This window comes from Aeromonas sp. s4, assembly GCF_040907855.1.
Classification (GTDB): Bacteria; Pseudomonadota; Gammaproteobacteria; order Enterobacterales; family Aeromonadaceae; genus Aeromonas; species Aeromonas caviae.
This window is the reverse complement of the sequence record NZ_JBFOCP010000036.1, coordinates 80,987-101,562: the sequence shown is the minus strand read 5'-3', so window position 1 is coordinate 101,562 and position 20,576 is coordinate 80,987. Positions and strand designations below refer to the sequence as shown.

The 20,576-nt window shown below is 64.1% G+C and carries 17 protein-coding genes and 1 other RNA gene; 5 read left to right on the top strand and 13 right to left on the bottom strand.

What is annotated here, in order from left to right; translation table 11 throughout:
* Positions 1 to 62: 62 nt before the first annotated feature.
* Positions 63 to 1,649: an alkyl hydroperoxide reductase subunit F gene (ahpF, locus tag AB5Y89_RS11950; RefSeq protein ID WP_010675075.1), complete on the top strand. Its 1,587-nt coding sequence runs from the start codon at positions 63 to 65 to the stop codon at positions 1,647 to 1,649.
* A gap of 68 nt (positions 1,650 to 1,717) precedes the next feature.
* Here ahpF and AB5Y89_RS11945 read toward each other — a convergent pair whose 3' ends face one another.
* Positions 1,718 to 3,037 carry an MFS transporter gene (locus tag AB5Y89_RS11945; RefSeq protein WP_029314700.1) on the bottom strand — a complete coding sequence of 440 codons (1,320 nt, stop codon included), beginning with the start codon at positions 3,035 to 3,037 and terminating at the stop codon, positions 1,718 to 1,720.
* A 116-nt stretch (positions 3,038 to 3,153) separates the two neighbouring features.
* Here AB5Y89_RS11945 and AB5Y89_RS11940 point away from each other — a divergent pair, with 116 nt between their 5' ends.
* On the top strand, positions 3,154 to 3,399 hold the full coding sequence (locus tag AB5Y89_RS11940) for a hypothetical protein (protein WP_041201636.1): 246 nt from the start codon (positions 3,154 to 3,156) through the stop codon (positions 3,397 to 3,399).
* 124 nt (positions 3,400 to 3,523) lie between these two features.
* Here AB5Y89_RS11940 and AB5Y89_RS11935 read toward each other — a convergent pair whose 3' ends face one another.
* Positions 3,524 to 4,273 carry a class I SAM-dependent methyltransferase gene (locus AB5Y89_RS11935; protein ID WP_010675078.1) on the bottom strand — a complete coding sequence of 250 codons (750 nt, stop codon included), beginning with the start codon at positions 4,271 to 4,273 and terminating at the stop codon, positions 3,524 to 3,526.
* A gap of 228 nt (positions 4,274 to 4,501) precedes the next feature.
* On the opposite strand from AB5Y89_RS11935, the gene AB5Y89_RS11930 reads away from it, so the two are divergent.
* The gene (locus AB5Y89_RS11930; protein WP_010675079.1) at positions 4,502 to 4,987 is read left to right on the top strand and encodes a VOC family protein; all 486 of its coding nucleotides are present in this window, start codon (positions 4,502 to 4,504) and stop codon (positions 4,985 to 4,987) included.
* A gap of 87 nt (positions 4,988 to 5,074) precedes the next feature.
* Here the strand turns inward: AB5Y89_RS11930 and gcvP are convergent, their stop codons facing one another.
* From gcvP to AB5Y89_RS11900, 6 genes are all read right to left on the bottom strand, one after another.
* Complete coding sequence (gene gcvP / locus AB5Y89_RS11925; RefSeq protein WP_010675080.1) at positions 5,075 to 7,951, bottom strand: aminomethyl-transferring glycine dehydrogenase; 2,877 nt, start codon at positions 7,949 to 7,951, stop codon at positions 5,075 to 5,077.
* Positions 7,952 to 8,183: 232 nt separating this feature from the next.
* Entirely contained in the window at positions 8,184 to 8,573 is a 390-nt protein-coding gene (gene gcvH / locus AB5Y89_RS11920) for a glycine cleavage system protein GcvH (protein WP_010675081.1), read from the bottom strand.
* A gap of 76 nt (positions 8,574 to 8,649) precedes the next feature.
* Positions 8,650 to 9,747: a glycine cleavage system aminomethyltransferase GcvT gene (gcvT, locus tag AB5Y89_RS11915; protein WP_368223845.1), complete on the bottom strand. Its 1,098-nt coding sequence runs from the start codon at positions 9,745 to 9,747 to the stop codon at positions 8,650 to 8,652.
* Between the two features lie 381 nt (positions 9,748 to 10,128).
* Positions 10,129 to 11,349, bottom strand: a complete 1,221-nt coding sequence (locus AB5Y89_RS11910; protein ID WP_368223843.1) for an FAD-dependent 2-octaprenylphenol hydroxylase — start codon at positions 11,347 to 11,349, stop codon at positions 10,129 to 10,131.
* A gap of 100 nt (positions 11,350 to 11,449) precedes the next feature.
* Complete coding sequence (gene ubiH / locus AB5Y89_RS11905; protein ID WP_368223842.1) at positions 11,450 to 12,673, bottom strand: 2-octaprenyl-6-methoxyphenyl hydroxylase; 1,224 nt, start codon at positions 12,671 to 12,673, stop codon at positions 11,450 to 11,452.
* Positions 12,674 to 12,860: 187 nt separating this feature from the next.
* The gene (locus AB5Y89_RS11900) at positions 12,861 to 13,430 is read right to left on the bottom strand and encodes a UPF0149 family protein (RefSeq protein WP_042864005.1); all 570 of its coding nucleotides are present in this window, start codon (positions 13,428 to 13,430) and stop codon (positions 12,861 to 12,863) included.
* Positions 13,431 to 13,603: 173 nt separating this feature from the next.
* Between AB5Y89_RS11900 and zapA the strand changes: the two genes are divergently transcribed.
* Both zapA and ssrS read left to right on the top strand, forming a co-directional pair.
* Entirely contained in the window at positions 13,604 to 13,936 is a 333-nt protein-coding gene (gene zapA / locus AB5Y89_RS11895) for a cell division protein ZapA (RefSeq protein WP_010675086.1), read from the top strand.
* Positions 13,937 to 13,952: 16 nt separating this feature from the next.
* Positions 13,953 to 14,135, top strand: a non-coding RNA gene (gene ssrS, locus AB5Y89_RS11890) — 6S RNA.
* Between the two features lie 133 nt (positions 14,136 to 14,268).
* Here the strand turns inward: ssrS and emrD are convergent.
* From emrD to AB5Y89_RS11865, 5 genes are all read right to left on the bottom strand, one after another.
* Positions 14,269 to 15,468: a multidrug efflux MFS transporter EmrD gene (gene emrD / locus AB5Y89_RS11885; protein WP_039038746.1), complete on the bottom strand. Its 1,200-nt coding sequence runs from the start codon at positions 15,466 to 15,468 to the stop codon at positions 14,269 to 14,271.
* 270 nt (positions 15,469 to 15,738) lie between these two features.
* Positions 15,739 to 17,169 (bottom strand): ABC transporter ATP-binding protein, encoded by a 1,431-nt coding sequence (locus AB5Y89_RS11880; protein WP_368223840.1) that lies wholly within the window; start codon positions 17,167 to 17,169, stop codon positions 15,739 to 15,741.
* On the bottom strand, positions 17,166 to 17,972 hold the full coding sequence (locus AB5Y89_RS11875) for an ABC transporter permease (protein ID WP_368223838.1): 807 nt from the start codon (positions 17,970 to 17,972) through the stop codon (positions 17,166 to 17,168). The genes AB5Y89_RS11880 and AB5Y89_RS11875 overlap by 4 nt, the downstream gene beginning before the upstream one ends.
* Before the next feature lie 2 nt (positions 17,973 to 17,974).
* The gene (locus AB5Y89_RS11870; protein ID WP_029314710.1) at positions 17,975 to 18,937 is read right to left on the bottom strand and encodes an ABC transporter permease; all 963 of its coding nucleotides are present in this window, start codon (positions 18,935 to 18,937) and stop codon (positions 17,975 to 17,977) included.
* Complete coding sequence (locus AB5Y89_RS11865) at positions 18,934 to 20,460, bottom strand: ABC transporter substrate-binding protein (RefSeq protein WP_368223837.1); 1,527 nt, start codon at positions 20,458 to 20,460, stop codon at positions 18,934 to 18,936. The genes AB5Y89_RS11870 and AB5Y89_RS11865 overlap by 4 nt, the downstream gene beginning before the upstream one ends.
* Positions 20,461 to 20,576 lie beyond the last annotated feature (116 nt).

Here is a 20,576-nt window from a genome sequence, read left to right as displayed (position 1 = left end):
GACCTCTGTTTTCTGTATCCGGTCATCGTGCCGACCCGCATTCAGCAAGAAGGAATTCGACCATGTTAGATACCAACCTCAAACAACAACTCAACGGTTACTTGCAGTACATCGTCAATCCCATCGAGATCAGCGTGTCCGGCAATGACAGCGACAAATCCGCCGAACTCCTGGCATTGGCCAGCGAGATTGCCGAGATGTCCCCCAAAATTTCCCTGACCGATGGCACCAATACCCGCAAGCCTTCCATGAGCATCGCGCCCCAGGGCCAGGCCCCGCGCGTGCACTTTGCCGGCATTCCCATGGGTCATGAATTCACCTCCCTGGTGCTCGCCCTGCTGCAAAGCGGCGGTCACCCCTCCAAGGCCGATCCGGCCGTGCTGGAGCAGGTGAAGAACCTCAAGGGCGAGTTCCACTTCGAGACCTATATTTCACTCTCCTGCCACAACTGTCCGGACGTGGTACAGGCCCTGAACCTGATGTCCACCCTGAACCCCGGCATCACCCACACCATGATCGACGGTGCCCTGTTCCAGGATGAGGTGAACGAGCGTCAAATCATGGCGGTCCCGAACGTCTACCTGAACGGTCAGCCGTTCAGCCAGGGCCGCATCTCGCTGGAAGAGATCGTTGCCAAACTCGACACCGGCGCTGCCGAGCGCAAGGCGCAAGAGCTGAGCGAAAAAGCGCCTTATGACGTGCTGGTGGTGGGCGGTGGCCCAGCCGGCGCCGCCGCGGCCATCTATGCCGCCCGCAAAGGCATTCGCACCGCCATTGTCGCCGAACGTTTCGGTGGCCAGGTGATGGACACCGTCGGCATCGAGAACTTCATCTCCGTGCCCTACACCGAGGGCCCCAAGCTGGCCGCCAGCCTGGAGCAGCACGTGAAGCAGTACGGCGTGGAAGTGATCACCGAGCAGCGCGCCGCCGCCATCAGCAAGGATGGTTACGTCAACGTGGACCTCGCCTCCGGTGCCACCTTGAAGAGCCGCGCCGTGATCCTGGCGACCGGTGCCCGCTGGCGCGACCTGAACGTGCCGGGTGAACTCGAGTACCGTACCAAGGGTGTGGCCTACTGCCCCCACTGTGACGGCCCCTTCTTCAAGGGCAAGCGCGTGGCGGTGATCGGTGGCGGCAACTCCGGCATCGAGGCGGCCATCGATCTGGCCGGCATCGTCGAGCACGTCACCGTGGTGGAGTTCGCCGATACTCTGCGTGCCGACGATGTGCTGCAGAAGAAGGCCCGTTCCATGGGCAATATCGACATCATCATGAGCGCCCGCACCACCGAAGTGATCGGCGACGGCAGCAAGGTGGTGGGCATGGACTACGAAGATCGCACTACCGGCGAGATCAAGCATCTGGCGGTGGCCGGCATCTTCGTCCAGATCGGTCTGGTGCCGAACACCGAGTTCCTCAAGGGGAGCGAAGTGGCCCTGACCCGCTTTGGCGAAATCGAGATCGACACCAAGGGTGCCACCTCCCTGCCCGGCGTCTATGCCGCAGGGGATGCCACCACGGTACCGTTCAAGCAGATCATCATCTCCATGGGGGCAGGTGCCACCGCCGCCCTGGGTGCGTTTGATTACCTCATTCGCAACCCGGCGCCGGAAGCACAAGCTACCCAGGCCGATGCCGTGACCGCCTGATAACCGCCCAACAAAAAACCGACTCCCTGGAGTCGGTTTCTTTATCCCTGTCGTTGGGTCGCCAGCCTTCAGCGCCCCTGCGGCGCGTCCCTCTCCTGCCCCTCTTCACTCACCGCTCTCTCTTCTGCATCAGGCACGGCATAGCTCGCCGGCACTGCCTCCCCTTCCAGATCCGTTCTTGGCTCCAGCTCCGCCGTCATGGGGGTGTTGGGGGGCACAGGTATGAAAACCTGATGCTCCGTCAGCGGAATGGGGGCTCGCTTACGCCTGCGCCAGCCGAGATAGGCCGACAGCAGCAGACCGCACAGGGCAAAGTAGACGAACAGCCCCTGTGGTCCGAACGTTGCCATGGTAAAGGGGGCCAGCAGCGGACCCGTCATGGCCCCCAGGCTGTAGGCAAGCAGCAACCCCTGGTTTGCCCCCAGCACCTGATCCGGGCGCAGTTCATCGCAGGCATGGCTGAGGCTCAAGGGATAGATGGAGAACGCCATGCCCCCCAGCAGGAAGACAAGAGTCCCCTCGACTGGCTCACGCCAGGGCTCCGGCAGCAGCACCATCAACAACGCGATCAGGGTCAGCAGGGCGCAGAGCAGCAGGATCACCAACCGTCTGTCGTAACGATCAGATGCACGTCCGATAGGATATTGCAGACACATCCCCCCCAGGATCACCAGCGCCATCATGTCCGCCACCTGGGAGAGGGAGGCGCCGCTGTCGGTGAAATAGAGCGGCAACAGCCCATAGATGGACCCGAGGATGAGGCCCGAGGTAAAGCTGCTGCCCATCCCCGCCGGAGTGAGGCGCACCAGCTCCAGCACTCCCACCGGCTGGGGTGCCACCATGGCCGGCGTCGCCACTCGGGAGAGAGCCAGAGGCACCACGGAGAGAGTCGCCGCCATGGCGCACAGGGCGAACGGCGTCAGCACCATGGGGTCCACCTGCTTGAGCAGCTGCTGGCCCAGGGCAAGTGAACCGTACAGCAGGATCATGTAGAGGGACATCAACCGCCCCCGGTTCGCCGGGGTGCTTGAGACCAGCATCCAGGACTCCAGCACCACGAACAGGCCGCCGGTGGCAAACCCCCCGATCAGCCGCAGCGCCGCCCAGGTGACAGGCTCCACCACCATGCCGTGCAGCAGAAACAGAAAACAGAGCAGGGAGGCATAAGCCGCATAGGCCCGGATATGTCCCACCCGGATGATGAGGCGGGCATTGATGAAGGTCCCCAGCACCAGGCCGCCGAAATAGGCAGCCGACACCAGACCGATGGCCTGGGCGGACACCTGCTCGGCGGAGAGACGCACCGTCAGCAGGGTATTGAACAGACCGTGACCCAGAATGAAGATCACCAGACTGGTCAGGGGGGACAGCAACCTTGTCAGTGCCATGGAGCCTCCTCGCAATAAAAGGGTCATGGTAGCCCCTGCCTCCCGCCCCCTTCAACCCGAATGCCCTCCCCCTGCGGGGCTATGCTTGACGGGAACCCCACATGGAGATCCGAAAGATGAGACTCATGCTGTTGTTGGCCGCCCTGCTCTTTTGCGGCAGCGCCCTCGCCTTCCACTGCCCCATGGACATGAAGAAGATAGACGACGCCCTGGCCGCAGGCCCCGCCCTCAGTGCCGAGCAACTGGCCGAGGTGAAGCAGTTGAGGGCGGACGGAGAGACCCTGCACAACGCGGGCAAGCATCAGGAATCGGTCGATACCCTGGCCAAGGCCATGGCCATTCTCAGCATCGATCAGGGCTGATACCGCCCCTTCGCCGCGCGACGGTCTCTTTCGCATCGCCCGGATACAGACCGCCAAAATGAAACAAGGCCCTCGCCATCACTGGCGGGGGCCTTTTCACTGCGGATGTCAGCGCTGAACGGGGCTACACCCGGCCACTGTAGACCAGAGTGCAATAGTTGAAGGCTATCTTGCCGTCAACGGCGTGGCGAGCAAACTCGCGGCGAACGAGCGCTGTCATCTGATCGTGGGCCGGCGTGCCCGCCACAGGCGCATAGGAGGAGGAGTTGAGCCGTCCAAGCACCCCGTCAAGATCGAACAGCTGGCTGTTCTCGAAGCGATCGAGCCGGTACTCCCCGGTGAAGAAGGCGCGAAAATCCGCCTCACCGAGGTTGCGATGATTGACCTCCTCGTAATCCCCCGAGTAGGCGTGCAGCCCCTCTTCATAGGCCTTGAGAAACGGGGTGTTCGTCAGCCTGTCATTCCAGATGAGGGCGACCTGGCCACCGGGCTTGAGCAGCCGCTGGCACTCCTGCCGAAAAGCCGCGCGATCGAACCAGTGAAACGCCTGGGCGACCGTCACCAGATCCATCGCCCCCGTGGGCAGGCCCGTGGCTTCCGCACTGCCGTGCAGCCAGCCGATGTTCCCCACCTGGGCAAGCAGCCGTTTGGCGGCAGCCCGCATATCGTCATTGGGCTCCACCGCCCAGACCCGCGCGACCCGGGGGGCCAGCAGGGCGGTCAGGATGCCGGTGCCCGCGCCGATGTCCGCCACCTGGGCCTCTGGCCCCATGGCCAGCTCCCTTGCCAGAAAATCCAGCATGGCGGCGGGATAACCGGGTCGATATTTCACATAGGCCTCGACCCGGGTCGAGAATCGCTGGGTACTGTCCATGGCAGACTCCTCTCTTGATGCGGCCTTCATGCCGGCTCCCGGCCTGGTGACCAGGATCCCCATGCCACTACACTTGACCCCATCATGCAAGCCCCAAGCGGGTGGCAAACGGCGTACAGGCTGGCTTGCCACCCAGCGAAGCAGCAGGCGCTGCGGGCGGCAGGATACCCATCGGGGCGCCCGCTCACGGGCGTCGAAGGACAAACACCAGGATGGAGCTGCGACACAATGAGACCAGTCAAGAACAGGATTTGCCTCTGGTATGACGGGGATGCCGAGGAGGCGGCACGGTTTTACGCCAGCCTCTTCCCCGACTCCGCCGTCGGTGCCGTACACCGGGCCCCGGCCGACTATCCCGCCGGCAAGAAAGGGGACGTGCTGACGGTCGAGTTCAGGGTGATGGGGATCCCCTGCCTCGGCCTCAACGGCGGGCCCGGGGTCCGCCACAACTGGGCGTTCTCGTTTCAGGTGGCCACCCAGGACCAGGCCGAGACGGATCGCTACTGGCACGCCATCATCGACCATGGCGGTCAGGCGAGCGAGTGCGGCTGGTGTCAGGACAAGTGGGGCATCTCCTGGCAGATCACCCCTCAGGTCCTCATCGAGGCGATAAGCGATCCCGACCCCGAGGCAGCGAGACGCGCCTTCGAGGCCATGATGCAGATGGACAAGATTGACATTGCCACCATCGAGGCGGCGCGCCAGGGCGAGTAGCCCGTTCGCACGGGCGCCGCACACAACAAGGCCACCCCTGGGGGTGGCCTTGTGCATATTGGCTGTCAGCTCTTCACGGCGCCGCGATTACTTGGCGTAATCCTCGGTGGGTACGCAGGAGCAGAACAGATTGCGATCGCCATAGACGTCGTCGATACGGTTGACCGACGGCCAAAGCTTGCTGGCGCGCACCGCGTCGGATGGGAAGACCGCCTCGGCGCGGCTGTAGCCACGGTTCCACTCTGCATCCATCACGTCGTCCTGGGTGTGCGGCGCATGGACCAGGGGGTTGTCGGCAAGGCTCCAGTGACCGTCCTGCACCCGGGCAATCTCGGCGCGGATGGCGGTCATGGCTTCCACGAAGCGATCCAGCTCGCGCTTGGATTCGGATTCGGTCGGCTCGACCATCAGGGTGCCCGCCACCGGGAAGCTCATGGTCGGCGCGTGGAAGCCGTAGTCCATCAACCGCTTGGCCACGTCCATCTCGCTGATGCCACTGGCTTCTTTGAGCGGGCGGATGTCCAGAATGCACTCGTGGGCCACCCGGCCGTTGCGACCTGTATAGAGCACGGGGAAGGACTCGCCGAGCTTCTTGGCCAGGTAGTTGGCGTTGAGGATGGCGACCTGGGTGGATTTCTTGAGCCCCTCGTCCCCCAGCATGGCGATGTACATCCAGCTGATGGGCAAAATGCTGGCCGAACCGAACGGAGCGGCAGACACGGCGCCGTTGTCACGGCTCTCCTTGTCGGTCTTGACCACGGCGTGACCGGCCACAAACGGTGCCAAGTGTTTCTTCACGCCGATGGGGCCCATGCCCGGACCGCCACCGCCATGAGGAATGGCGAAGGTCTTGTGCAGGTTGAGGTGAGAGACGTCCGCGCCGATAAAGCCTGGCGCCGTCAGCCCGACCTGCGCGTTCATGTTGGCGCCGTCGAGGTACACCTGACCACCATACTGGTGAACGATGTCGCACACCTCCTTGATGGTCTCCTCGTACACCCCGTGGGTGGAGGGGTAGGTCACCATCAGGCAGGAGAGCTGGTCTCCGACCTCGGCGGCCTTGGCGCGCAGGTCGTCCAGATCCACGTTGCCAGCCTTGTCACAGGCGGTGACGATGACCTTGAGGCCCGCCATCTGGGCGGAAGCCGGGTTGGTACCGTGGGCAGAGGCCGGGATGAGGCAGACATCGCGATGCCCCTCGCCGCGAGACTCGTGGTACTTCTTGATGGCCAAGAGGCCCGCGTATTCGCCCTGAGCGCCGGAGTTGGGCTGCATGCAGACCGCATCGTAGCCGGTCACCTTCACCAGCCAGTCTTCCAGATCTGCCAGCAGCAGCTGGTAGCCTTGAGTCTGCTTGAGCGGCGCGAAGGGGTGCAGCTTGCCGAATTCAGGCCAGGTCACCGGGATCATCTCGGCGGTGGCGTTGAGCTTCATGGTGCAGGAGCCCAGGGAGATCATGGCGTAGTTCAGGGCCAGATCTTTCGCTTCGAGACGGTGGATGTAGCGCAGCATCTCGGTCTCGGAGTGGTACTTGTTGAATACCTCGTGGGTCAGCACGGCGTCGGTGCGCAGCAGATCCTGCGGGATCGCCTGATGCGTCTGGGCGGCCTGGTCGAGGGCCTCCACATCGAGGCCGTGACCCCCCCCAAGGAACAGGTCGAACAGCTCGGCCACATCGCCTCGGGTGGTGGTTTCAGAGAGGGACACACCGACCGCACCGTCCAGATCCGCGCGCAGGTTGATGCCGAGCCCTTCGGCCTTGGCAATGAGTGCAGCTTTGTCCGACGTCAGTACTGTGAGGGTATCGAACCAGCTTCCGTGCTTGAGAGTCACGCCCTTGGCAGTGAGGCCGAGCGCCAGGATGGTGGTCAGACGGTGCACGCGGGAGGCGATGGTTTTCAGCCCCACCGGGCCGTGGTAGACGGCGTAGAAGCTCGCCATGTTGGCCAGCAGCACCTGGGCGGTACAGATGTTGGAGTTGGCCTTCTCGCGGCGGATGTGCTGCTCGCGGGTCTGCATGGCCATGCGCAGGGCGCTCTTGCCACGGGCATCCTTGGAGACGCCGATGATGCGACCCGGCATGGAGCGCTTGTAGGCGTCGCGGGTGGCGAAGAAGGCGGCGTGGGGGCCACCGTAACCCATGGGCACACCGAAGCGCTGGGCACTGCCGAACACCACGTCGGCACCCAGTTCACCCGGGGATTTGAGCAGCAGCAGGGAGAGCATGTCGGTCCCGACGCAGGCCAGCCCCTTCTGGGCCTGGACGGCGGCAATGAGGGAACGCAGATCGGCCACATTGCCGGTGGTCCCCGGGTACTGGAACATGGCACCGAACACCTCTTCGCTCACGGCCTCGCCCGCAGGGCCGACCACCACATCGAAACCGAAGTGGACCGCGCGCTCCTTGACCACGTCGATCACCTGGGGGTGAACGTCGTCGGCCACGAAGAAGAGGTTGGATTTGGATTTGGCCATGCGCTTGGCCAGCGCCATGGCTTCGGCGGCGGCGGTGGCTTCATCGAGCAGGGAGGCGCTCGCCAGATCCATGCCGGTGAGATCCAGGGTGAGCTGCTGGAAGTTGAGCAGGGCTTCGAGACGGCCCTGGGCCAGCTCGGGCTGATAGGGGGTGTAGGCGGTGTACCAGCCCGGGTTTTCCAGCACGTTGCGCAGGATGACGTGGGGCACGTGGGTGTCGTGGTAGCCCATGCCGATGTAGCTCTTGGCGATCTGGTTCTTGGCCGCATAGCCCTTGAGCTTGGCCAGGGCCTCCACTTCGGTCATGGGGGCGCCGATACCAAGCGGCCCCGGACGACGGATGGCGGCGGGGACCGTCTGCTCAATCAGATCGTCCAGGCTCTCGGCACCCACGGTGGCGAGCAGGGCCCGCAGTTCTTCCTCACCCGGGCCGATGTGACGGCGGATGAAATCGGTTTTTTGCTCGAGTTCAAACAGTGACTGGGTCATTTCCCTATTTCCTGGTAATAGGTCCTGGCATGACATCCTGACAACCAAGACCTGATGTTCCTGTAGCCGGTCGATACCGGCTCCACTCATGTTCTGTGTCCGCCGCGGGCAGACGGGGAATGCGGCAAGGGCATCCCGAAGGCGCAAAGGCTGCGCCTTTCCTGCAACCGCCATGGCCGCAGGATGGCAGTCATACAAGTGGGCCCTGCTGTGTTGGCAGGGCCCGGGGGCATTATTCTTCGTCCACCACGTTCTGGTAGCCTTCGGCATCCAGCAGGTTGGCGAGCTCGCCCGCGTCGTCCAGCTTGATGCGGAACAGCCAGCCGGCGCCGTAGGGGTCGGAGTTGACCAGCTCGGGGCTGCCTTCCAGCTCTTCGTTGACGGCCAGGATCTCGCCGCTCACCGGGCTGTAGATGTCGGAGGCGGCCTTGACGGACTCCGCCACGGCGCAATCTTCACCGGCGCTCACCTGCTTGCCCACTTCCGGCAGATCGACGAACACCATGTCCCCCAGCAGATCCTGGGCGTGCTCGGTGATGCCGACCACGGCTTCGCCGTTGGCTTCAACACGGACCCACTCGTGGGAGGTGGCATATTTCAGTTCGCTCGGGATATGGCTCATTTGTGCTTCCTTTATGCTCTTGGATCGCTTCAACAAAAATGGGGCGGCGAAGGTCAACCCTCGCCGCAATCAATGATTACACCAGCGGCTGGCCGTTGCGCACGAAGGCCGGCTTGGTGACTTTCACGGTGACCTGCTTCTTGCGGATCTCCACCTGGGCCTGCTCGCCGATATCACGGGGCACCCGCGCCAGGGCAATGCTGTAACCCAGAGTGGGCGAGAAGGAGCCGGAGGTGATCACCCCTCCCCGTGTCTCGCCGCTCTCGCTGGTGAAGGTGACCGGCATGCCGGCACGCAGCACGCCCTTTTCTTCCATCACCAGACCCACCAGCTTGGGCTGGTTGCCGGCGGCCTTCTGGGCTTCCAGGGCGGCGCGGCCGATGAATTGGCGGGAGGCAGGCTCCCAGGCCAGGGTCCAGGCCATGTTGGCGGCAAGCGGAGAGATTGACTCGTCCATGTCCTGACCGTAGAGGTTCATGCCCGCTTCCAGGCGCAGGGTATCACGGGCACCCAGGCCACAAGGGGCCACGCCGTTGTCCAGCAGGGCCTGCCACAGATCGCATGCCTTCTCTTGGGGGACCACGATCTCGTAGCCATCTTCGCCGGTGTAGCCGGTGGTGGCGATGAAGAGATCCCCGGCCTGCACACCGAAGAAGGGCTTCATGCCTTCGACCGCCGCATTCTGCTCGGGGGTGAACACCTTGGCCGCCTTGGCCTTGGCGTGGGGGCCCTGCACAGCGATCATGGCAAGCTCGGGGCGCTCGGTCACGCTCACGGCAAAGTCGATGGCGTGATGGCGGATCCAGGCCAGATCCTTCTCGCGGGTGGCGGAGTTCACCACCAGGCGGTAGAAGGTATCGGTCAGGAAATAGGTGATGAGGTCATCGATGACGCCGCCTTCCGGATTGAGCATGCCACTGTAGAGGGCCTTGCCGGGGACGGTGAGTTTGGCCACGTCGTTGGCCAGCAGGTGTTGCAGGAAGGCTTTGACCCGCTCGCCGGTCAAATCGACGATGGTCATGTGGGAGACATCGAACATGCCTGCATCGGTGCGCACCACATGGTGCTCTTCCAACTGGGAACCGTAGTTGATGGGCATCTCCCAACCGTGGAAGTCCACCATCTTGGCACCCGCTTCCAGGTGTTTCGGATGCAATACAGTAGTCTGGATCATCGCTGTGTTTCCTTAAGCGTTCGCGACAACACTCGCAATCCGCCCCGGCTCGTCGGGAACTACGGACCACAAGCTCTGTGCTCGTTCCCGCCCGGGCGGGCAGGAGTGATTCCTTGAACGGAGCGGATTATATGACAAGCGTGCCGGGGCACCGCTCAAAAAAAACTAATCCTCACCCGACTCACTGACACCAGACACTAAGGCAAAAACAGTGATAAAAACAGCCAAAACCGCGCCATTGCGGGATTTAATGTTGATTTTTACCGTCCCGTCACAATTTACAGAAAAACGTTTCGCTTCTCGCCAACATTAAAGGCTGACACCCCGAAGGGTCATCTCGCCCTGTCAGATTAGTTTTTTTGTTAAAATCCCGGGGTAAGATTAGATTTTTTCACCTTTGGCCAGGGTGGGCAGCTCCCCATCCAGCCCCATGGCGGCCCGGATCATGCCCTGCTTGAGGGGGCCAAGACCGTCGACGGCGCGAAGCCCCACCCCGCGCACCAGCTTCTTGAGGGGGTTGCTGCCCGCAAACAGTCGCTTGAGCCCCTCCATGGCCGCCAGCATGCGCGCCGCCTCGCTCTTGCGCCAGCGCTCGTAGCCCCGCAGGTTGGCAAGCAGGCCGATGTCCGCGCCCTTGCCGTGATGAATGAGGATCTGCTCCGCCAGAGCGGCGGCATCCAGCAAGCCCAGATTCACCCCCTGCCCCGCCAGCGGGTGGATGGTGTGGGCCGCATCCCCCACCAGCACCAGGCGCTCGCGGGCAAAGTCGCGGGCGTAGCGGGCGGTCAGCGGAATGGCGCTGCGAGCCCCCTCCACCTTGCACAGCCCGAGGCGCCCATCAAAGGCGGCGGTGAGCTGGCGGTTGAAGCCGTCGTCATCCAGGGCGCAGAGCGCCTCGGCGCGGGCCGCAGGCACAGACCAGACGATGGAGCAGAGGTCGGGCTGCCACAGGGGCAAGAAGGCGAGCGGCCCCTCGGGGGTGAAGATCTGGCGGGCAACCGCCTCATGGGGCTCGGCACAACGCACCGTCGCCACCAGGGCGTGATGACCGTAATCCCAGCTGGTGAGGGGAATGTCTGCCTGACGGCGCACCCAGGAGTGGGCACCGTCGGCGGCCACCACCAGCTTGGCCGAGAGGGCCCGGCCATCTTCCAGCAGCAGCAGGGCGCCCGCTGGCCCGCACTGCAGGCTGGTGGCCCGGGCCGGGGTCAGCATCTGGATATCGCTGGCCCCCGCGATGGCGTCCAGCAGCGCAAGCTGGATCACCCGGTTCTCGACGATGTGGCCAAGAGCCCCCTGACGCAGGCTGGCGGCATCGAAATCGATGTGGCCGAAACTGTCCTGCTCCCACACCTGCATCTTCTCGTAGGGCTGCAGGCGGCGCGCCACTATGCCGTCCCAGGCGCCGACTCCTTGCAGGATGTGCTGACTCGCAAGGCTCAGGGCACTGACCCTGTTGTCCGGCGTCTCACCGAGCGTTGCACCGGGCAGCCGGCCTTCCACGATGGCCACCTTGATCGCCCGGTTCTTGAGGGCGGCAGCGAGCCCCAGGCCCACCATGCCCCCCCCCACGATCACCACATCCACATCTTGCATCTGCATTCTCTTGTGTCCTTTCCGGGCGAGTCGCCAGGATCTGCGAGGCGACGCCCACAGGCGTGCCTCTTGCTCGAAATCGTCTTTGCCGCCGGGGCGACAGCGCTTATTGGCCGCACACCTCGTTCACGAATCCCAGGGTGCGGGAGGCGAGCGGTGCCTTGAGCCAGGGCACTCTGCCCATCAGGGAGAGCGCCAGATTGCGGCCCACCACCAGGGGAGCGTGATGGTTTGAGAAGAGCTGGGCCAGGGAGGACGTGAGCCAGACGGTCTGGGCCTGATCGTCCCGCCGCTGCTGCCAGTAGCCGCTTAGCACCTCAAAGCCGCCGATGTCTTCCCCCGCCGCGAGCGCACGGGCCAGGGTCCGGGCCAGCACGTCCAGATCCCGCATGCCGAGGTTGAACCCCTGACCGGCGATGGGGTGCAGCAGGTGGGCGGCGTTACCCACCAGCACGGTGCGCTGGGCCAGCGGGTAGTCGGCCACCGTCAGCACCAGCGGATAGAGGTGGCGCACGCCGGTACGCTCGATGCGCCCGAGGCGCCAGCCAAAAGCCTGCTGCAGACGGGCGAGAAAGGCGGCGTCATCCAGTGCAAGCAGCCCCTGTGCCTCGTCCCGCGGCACGCTCCACACCAGAGAAGAGAGGCCGTCCTGCATGGGCAGCAGGGCCAGCGGCCCTCCATCGGTGAAGCGCTCGAAGGCCCGTCCGGCGGGATCCTCGGCGGTCTTGACGGTGGCGATGATGGCGCTCTGGCCATAATCGTGGCGACTGACCGGCATCTTGAAATGCTGGCGCACGAAGGAGTGGCCCCCGTCGGCCGCCACCAGCAGCCGGGTGCGGTAGCGCGCGCCGCCCTCCAGGGCGAGCGTCACTCCCGCCTCGTCGGGGTCGATGGCCTCAAGCCTGGCCGGGCACAACATACGGATCTGCGGGCAGGCGGCGATCGCCTCTTGCAGCACGATGCCCGCCGCCGACAGCTCGATCACCTGACCGAGGGCGGGTAGACCATACTCCGCCGCCGACAGCCGGGTCTGGCCACAGTGGCCCCGATCCGACACATGGATATGGGTGATGGGGGAGCAGTGGGGTACCAGGTGCGGCCAGAGGCCGTGACGAGCCAGCGCCTCGCAGGTACCGGCGGAAAGCGCGATGGCACGGGCATCGAAACCGGGATGAGCATTGAGCTCGGGCGCACTCGCCTCCAGCAGCAGGATCTGCAGGGAGGCGCCATCCTGTCCTTTCAGGGCGGCAAGGGAGAGGGCCAGCACGGCACCGCTCATACCACCGCCGACGATAGCCACGTCGACGTGAACCAGATCAGATTGAGACATGAGAAGAGGGCATAGGCGAAAAAACGTGGGCCAATCCTACCACAAAGGTGGCGGACGGGATGCGAAGCCACGGGCAAAAAACCGCTTTGGCACCATGGGTTAGCAGAGTGCCTCCCCTGCTCTCGCCCCTTGTAAAACAGAAAGAGCGCCGTGATGCGCTCTTTCATTGACCCGGTGGACGGGCAGATCAGTGCAGGGTCGGCGGCGTGCTCGGCGCGGCCGGGCGCTTGCCAAACTCCTCGAACGCCATCATGACTCCAAGGCGCACGTGTTCGTAGAGCACCAGGAAGGAGGCTTCGTTCTCTTCATCTTCCTGATCGAACTCGGCAGAGACCTGGGTGATGCTGGCGATGTCCTGAATCATCTCCTGCAGCTCTTCGGATGCCTTGGAGAGCTCCTGTTGGACCACGCCAAAGCCGGCCAGGAAGGCCTGGGACCAGTCCACCAGCGAGTCGATGCGCTCATCGAGCGGCGCCTCGTCGCTTGGCAGCAGCAGCTCGACGCCCTTTTGTGCCATCAGGCTCTCGATCACCTCGTGATAGAGGTCGGTCATCACCTGGCGCACCGGTGCCGGCAGACCGAAACCGTCGTTGATCAGATCATTGAAATGGGGCTGCCAGCTTTTGTCGTCCAGGGCCACGCCACCGCACACCAGGCCGCAGATCACGCCATGGGCCTCGACGGCCGTCGCCATGAGGTCGTGCTGTGCCATCAGGTCCGCCACGGCGGCGTATTTCAGGGGGTTTGTTTTGCTCATCTAGGATCCGCTCAAAGTTCAGGCAAATATGCAGAATTTATGGCCGAGATCCTAGCATTCTCCCCCTGCCAGAGCCAGCAAGGCCTTGAAACTTCTGCATCTGCGCTATATAGTCCCGCCCAGTTGTCCACGTGGATAAAGGCGGAAATCAGCCCCGCCGTATTGAGGAAGGCATGAGCATAGAGGCCGTAGAAATCGTCATTCTGGGACGTCCCTACAAGGTGTCCTGTCCCCTGGGACAACAAGATGCCCTGCGCCAGGCCGCCGACCAGCTGACCGACAAGCTCATCGAGCTTCGTCAACGTTCCAAGGTCTCCAGCAACGAACAGCTGGCCGTCATGGCAGCGCTCAATTTCTGTCATGAGCTCTGCCTTGAAAAAGAGAAAAACCACCAATACTCTGAGACCATGGACAAGCGGATCAAGATGCTGCAACGCACCATCGAAGCCGCCTTGATCGAGCACGGACAATACGGTGAATCCAGCGAAGAGGCGCAACAGCCCTAATCGCACCGAGTTTTGAAATTCCCTGGAGTGTTTGTCAGCCGGTTCAAGTCCCCGAGCCGATATTCATACCAAACAGGGGGTCTGCCTTCTGGCTATTGAGCATGCTCGGCCCGACCGAGAAGCCTGCGGCCAGATTAGATCTCCGCCTTGAACCGACGGTTCAAGGGCCCAAACCGGCAACGGCATCTCCGGGGTACCTACCCAAAAAAGCCCGTCATCACGACGGGCTTTTTCTTTGCCTGCGCGGCAACCCCCTTCCACTCGACTGTGGCGTCTCGCCACCCAGCAGGAGACAGTAAAAAGCCCGCCAACGGGGCGGGCTCTTGGCCGTGTCAGACGGCCATCTGCTCGTGGGGCGCGCCGTGGTGGCGCAGCCACACAAAGCTCAAGGCCACGATCAGCACCATCACCGTCATGATGGCCCCCAGGGTCACCTGCCCCGTCATCGGGAAGCTGGCGGCCAGCAGGGTTACCACGCCAGCCCCCAGATTCTGCATGCCCCCGAGCACGGCTCCCGCGGTGCCCGCCTGGCCCGGGAAGGGCTCGATGGCACAGGAGGTGGCGGTCGGATAGAGAATGCCGCTGCCAATGAAGTAGACCGCAGCCCCGCCCACCAGGGAGGCAGCGCTCACCATGCCGAGCAGCCCGGGTACCAGGATGATGAGCGACCCCAGGGCCAGGAAGGCGATGCCAAGGCGCATCAGCTTGCCCTGGCTCAGGCGAAAACTCAGTCTGGCGGAGAGCCAGGCGCCGAACAGATAACCGGGCAGCGGCAGCACGAACAGCACGCTGACGGTGCGGGCACTCAGCTTGAGCACGTCCCCCAGCAACACCCCGGCCGCCGCTTCGAACACCGCGAGGCCGGCAAAGGTGGCCATCAGACAGAGCAGGTTGCCCTGAAAGCGCGGGTTGCCGAGCACATGACGATAGGCGGCGCCCACCCGCAGCGAATGCTGGCGGGCGGATGCTGGCAGCGTCTCCCCAAACCAGGCCAGCAGCGCCAGGGTGGTCAGGGCACCAAAGCCGAACAGGAACCAGTAGCCGGCACGCCAGTTGAACAGCTCGGTGAGCCAGCCGCCCAGCACAGGTGCCAGCAGAGGGGAGAAGATGACCCCCATGCTTACCAGGCTGTTGGCACGGTTGAGCTCGGCGCCACTGTAACGGTCGCGCATCACGGTCCGGCTCATGGCACCCCCTGCCCCGGTGCCCAGCCCCTGGATCAGGCTGCCCGCCAGCAGGGCAGTGAAGCTCGGGATCAGCTGGATGGTGAGGGTGCCGACCAGGAAGATCATCATGCCGATGATGAGCACAGGGCGACGACCGATGCGATCCGACAAGGGGCCATAAACGAACTGGGAGAGGCCGTAGGGAATGAGGTAGCAGGCCATCACCGCCTGCAGCTGGCCGGAGGCCACATGGAAGTCCCCCGCCATCATGGGAATGGAGGGCACATAGAGGGTCTGGGTCATCTGACCCACGGCGACCATCAGAATGGTCAGGAAAAACAGGGGATAGAAGCTGTGCCGATACATATGTCGTCCGAAAAAGATCAAAAAGCCGCCACCCTCCGGGCAGGGATCTGCAGGAGGTGTCTGACAAAGGTCGTTGAAGAGGAACAAGGCGGAGGACCCGCACCCGCCAGCAGCAGGACGCTCTCTGGCTTGCGATAATCTTAGTGATTCATATCACAAAAAACGAACGAAACTTTATAATCTGCTTTCCCAAGTTTTTCTAATGCGACGGGGCCCAAGGCCCCGTCACTGTCATCTCATCATGGGGGAAGGATTCATCCTGTCCCCTCTTTACCCCACTCTTCTCACCTCGGCCGACGCGCCTTCGAACATGGGGGTACCCGCCTCCCCCAGTCTCAGACAACGAGGAGCAACCTTGTCGGCCAGCCCCTCGTCATGGGTCACCAACAGCAAGGCGCAGCCTATCTCTTCCAGTTCCTCCAGCAGACAGGCGATGGTCTGTTGCTGGCTCAGGGGATCGAGCCGGGACGTGGGCTCATCGGCGAACAGCAGCACGGGGCGCAGCAACAGGGCCCGGATAAGCGACAGCCGCTGCAGCTCCCCTCCCGAGACCTGGTTTGGCAGGCGCGTCAGCAGCCGTTCATCCAGCCCCAACCGGGCCAGATAGTCGACAAGCCGATGGCGGGGCAGCCTGTGCAGACGCAGCACATCATCGAACTGGGTGGCGAGGCGCACCCGGCTTGCAAAGGCCTGCACCGGATCCTGATAGAGCTTCTGCCAGCGGCAGGGGGCTATCCCTTCACGGCGCAGCACCTCACCTTGCAGGGGGCGTTGCAGACCCAGCAGCACGTTGCCGAGGGTGCTCTTGCCCGCGCCGCTCGGCGCCATGATGGCCATTCGCTCCCCTTGCGCCAGGGCAAGGTCGAGCCCCGTGAACAGGGGTTGATCCCCATATCCCATGGCAAGCTCCTTTCCGCGGATGAGCCAGTCACCGGTAGGAGGGACGACCGCCTCGGGCCAGGCGGAGGGCTCCGCCGCCAGCAGAGCCCGGGTATAGGCATGGGATGGCGTGTGCAGCACACGCTCGGCGGGCCCCTGCTCCACGATCTCTCCTCCCTTGACCACCAGCACCCAACCCCCCAATGCGCGAGCCAGGGAGAGATCATGGGTGATGGTCAGCAGATGGCGTCCACGGGCCAGGTAGCCCAGCAACAAGGCACCCAGCCTGGCTGCGGCCCGGCTGTCGAGCCCCTTGGTGGGCTCGTCGGCCACCAGCAGACGGGCCTCCCCCAGGGTGGCGGCGGCAAAGGCCGCGCGCTGGGCCATGCCTCCCGAGAGCTGGTGTACAAAAGCGCCCTCCCGCCCGGCCAGTCCAAGCCGCTCGAGGGCGGCGCGGGCCCGCGATCGGGCCTCCTTGCCCCCTGGCAGCCACCCCTCCTCCACCTGGGCAAGCAACCCCATGGTGGGATCCAGCGCCAGCACCGGCTCCTGGGGCAACATCGCCAGCTCCCGCCCCCAGAGAGTGCGCAGGCGAGGCGTGTCGGCCAGGTTGTGATGGCGGCCACCCGACACCATCTCACCCCGGCCTGTCAGAGGGGCTGGCAACGTCCCCATCAGGGCATGAGCCAACAGGGATTTGCCCGAACCGCTCTCCCCGATCAGGGTCAGGGCGGTGCCGGGATGAATGGTGAAATCCAGCGCCTGCAACAGGGTTTTCTGGCCATCATCGACCTGCAACCCCTTGATTTTAATGGCCGTCATGAGGTGGCTCCTTGTGAAGATGACATGTCAAGGCCGCGCGTCTGATGAAGCAGCACCAGGGCCAGCAACATCAGCCCCATGACAAGAATGGGGGCCAGTAGCAGACGGGGAGCCTCCTGATAGTGGGGCAGTGCCTCCGTCATCATCAGCCCCAGCTCCGGCGTGGGCGGCTGAATGCCCACTCCGACAAAGCCCAGGGTAGAGAGGGTTAGAATGGCACCCGCTAGGCCAAAGGCCATCATGGTGAGCAACTGGGGGGCGAGCTCGGGCCAGAGATGGCGCCGCACCACATGGGCATGGCCGAATCCCAGCAGACGGGACGCCTCCACCTGGGGCGAGGCGAGCAGCCCCCGGCTGCGGGCACGCACCACCCGGTAATACTCCACCCACTGGGCCATGGCCAACCCGAGATAGAGGATGGCAAAGCCACCCTGGGCCATGGCGGAGAAGAGCAGCACCAGCAACAGGCCTGGCAGGGCCAGCACGCCGTCGGCCAGGCTGCGCAGCAGACCGTCGACCCAGCCGCCGCGCCAGGCCGAGAGCCAGCCCAGCAATGAGCCCAGCAGCGCCGCCGTGATGACGCACAGCAGTCCCAGCAGCAGGGAGAGCCGGGTCGCCGCCGCGAGGCGCGCCATCAGGCTGCGCCCCATCTGATCCCGCCCGAGGGGCTCCTGCCAGGAGGGATCAGCCAGAAACTGTGCCAGATCCTGAGCCGCCGGATCGGGCCAGAGCACGGGGCCCAGCAGGGCAAACAGCACCACCAGCAGGAGCAGGCCCAGCCCCGTTTTGACAGACAACGACATGATCAGGACTCCTTGGGACCACGGGGGTCAATGGCAAGACAAAGCAGGTCGGTGAGGGTATTGAGCAGCACGAAGAGCACCGCCAGCACCAGCACTGTCCCCTGAACCATGGGGATGTCGCGCCAGAAGATGGCGTGCACCAGCGCATGGCCGATCCCGGGCCAGGCAAACAGGCTCTCGACCACCACGACCCCCTCGATGAGCAGCACCAGTTGCACGCTGGTGTAGGCGATGATGCTGACCCCGGTGTTGCGCAGACCGTGACGCCAGAAAACCCGGGCCGGCGAAAGCCCCTTGGTGAGGGCAAATCGGTAATAACCGGACTGCACCACGGTGAGCACGCTTTCACGCACCACCCGGGAGAGCACGCCGGAGAGCCCCAATCCCAGGGTCAGGGCGGGCAGCAGCAGGTTGCTCCCCTCCCCGTGCCCTGCCGCACTGACCCAGCCCAGCTCCACCGAGAGCATCACCATGAGCACCAGGCCGAGCAAGAAGGGGGGCAACGCACGCATCAGCACGCTCCAGCCCAGGGTCAGGCGATCACACCATCCCCCCGGGCGCAGCGCACTCAGGCTGCCAAGCGGCAGCGCCACCACCAGCGCCAGCACCACGGAGGCGCTCGCGAGCGTCAGGGTGGCGCCCAGGTGATGACCCACGTCGGCGGCGACCGGTGCGCCCGTCACCAGGGAGCTGCCGAGATCCCCTTGCAGCAAGGCCCACAGCCAGTCGCCAAAACGGGCAAGGGCCGAGCCGGCCAGCCCCAGCTCGCTGCGCACCGCGTTGGCCGCCTCGGCGGTGACATAGTCATAGCCATAACGACCCGCCGCGATGCGAAAGGCGATGTCTCCGGGCAGGGACTGCACCATCAGAAAACAGAGTCCGGCCACCAGCAGGGCAACCACCAGCGCCTGCACCAGACGCTGACCCAGTATCCCCATGACGCGAGACAAGGGTGTCGCTGTCATCGTGCGCTCCATGTCAACTTGTCCAGGCCATAGCTGCGCTCCTGGGGATCGAGTTCAAACCCCTCCAGCCCCCGACTGACCGCCGCGCTCTGGCGGTACCAGGCGATGGGCAGGAGCGGCAACTCCTGTTGCAGTGTCGTGGCTATCTCCCGGCGAGCCGCGGCGGCGTCTGTGGGCGACAAGGCTTGCGTGGCAAGGCGGGTCAGTGTTTGCGTCATGGCCGGGGAGTGCCAGTTCATCACCCCCCAGTCCGCACCGGCAGGGGCCAAGTCCCCCAGCAACGTGACCAGGGGATCCGGTACCAGGGCATAATTGCGGGCGTAGAGACCAAGCTGGAGGGAGCCGTCCTGATGGCCCGCCGGTATCTCGCTCGAGTTGCCCACCGCCACCTTGAGATCCACCCCCACCGCCTTCCACTGCGCCTGCAGTGCCGTGGCGAGAAGCGGCAGCTCCGGACGGTCAGGGAAGGTACGCAGGGTCAGGGCGAAGCGCTCTTCCCCCTTGCGCAGCACACCGTCCTCCCCCGGCTGCCAGCCTGCCGCCGCGAAGGCCGCCCGGGCCGCCTTGACGTCATAGGCAAGCGGCGTCAACCCGAGCTGGTGCCACTCCCCCAGAGTGGGAGGAAAGAGCTGGGTTGCCGCCATCTCGGGATCCCGCAGCAGGGCGGCTGCCATACCACGACGATCGATGGCGAGACTCAGGGCACGGCGCACCACCGGATCACTCAGACGAGGATCGGCGCCATTGAGCTTGAGCTGGATGGTCCGTGGCAGGGTAACCGAGGCGATGGAGACCCGTGACGCCTGCTGCAAGCGGCGGATGCTGACCGGATCCAGCCCCCAGGCAATATCGGCCTGACCGCTCTCGGCCATCAGGGTGCGGCTCTCTGCACGCCCCACCGTCAGGTAGCTGACCTCCTCGATTGCGGGCCTGGCCCCCTGCCAGCCGTCGAAACGCACAGTCTCTATCCGCTGGGGTTGTTGCAGGCGGGTGATGCGGTAGGGGCCAGAGCCTATCACCTGGGTTACCTCCCCCTTGGCATCGTAGGCGGCCTTCGCCAGGATCTGGGTGCTGGGGTGGGCCAGCACGGCCGGCAGGGAGGCGAAGGGTTCGCTCAGGGTGACCTTCAAGACGCCATCTCCAGCCTCGATGGACGCAATGGGAGCGCTGGTCATCACGCCGGGCTTGCGCCAGGCCTGTTGCAGGGCAAAAGCGGCATGCTCGGCGCTCACCTCGCTGCCATCGTGAAAACGGGCCCCGGGGCGCAATGTGAATCGCCACTGCAGACCGTCATCGCTACGCGACCACTCACTGGCAAGCCCGGGTTGCAGATTGCCTTTCCTATCGACATCTACCAGGGTCTCCACCACCTGCATGCGAGTAAAGAAGACCCCGTTGCTGGCGGGGTCGACACTGTGGATCTCCCAAGGCCCCACCATGGCAAGCGGTTTGCCGTCGGCTGCAGTCGTTCCTGCCATCAGAGCCAGGGCGAACCACCCGGCTGCGGTGCATTTTTTTGTCATCCTTTCCATCCAAGCTTCATGTTCATCAACCAAAGACATGGCGTTATAACATAACAACTAATCGGGAAGAATGACTTTTGATTTTTGATAAATGGCTTATTTGAAAGACAAAAAGC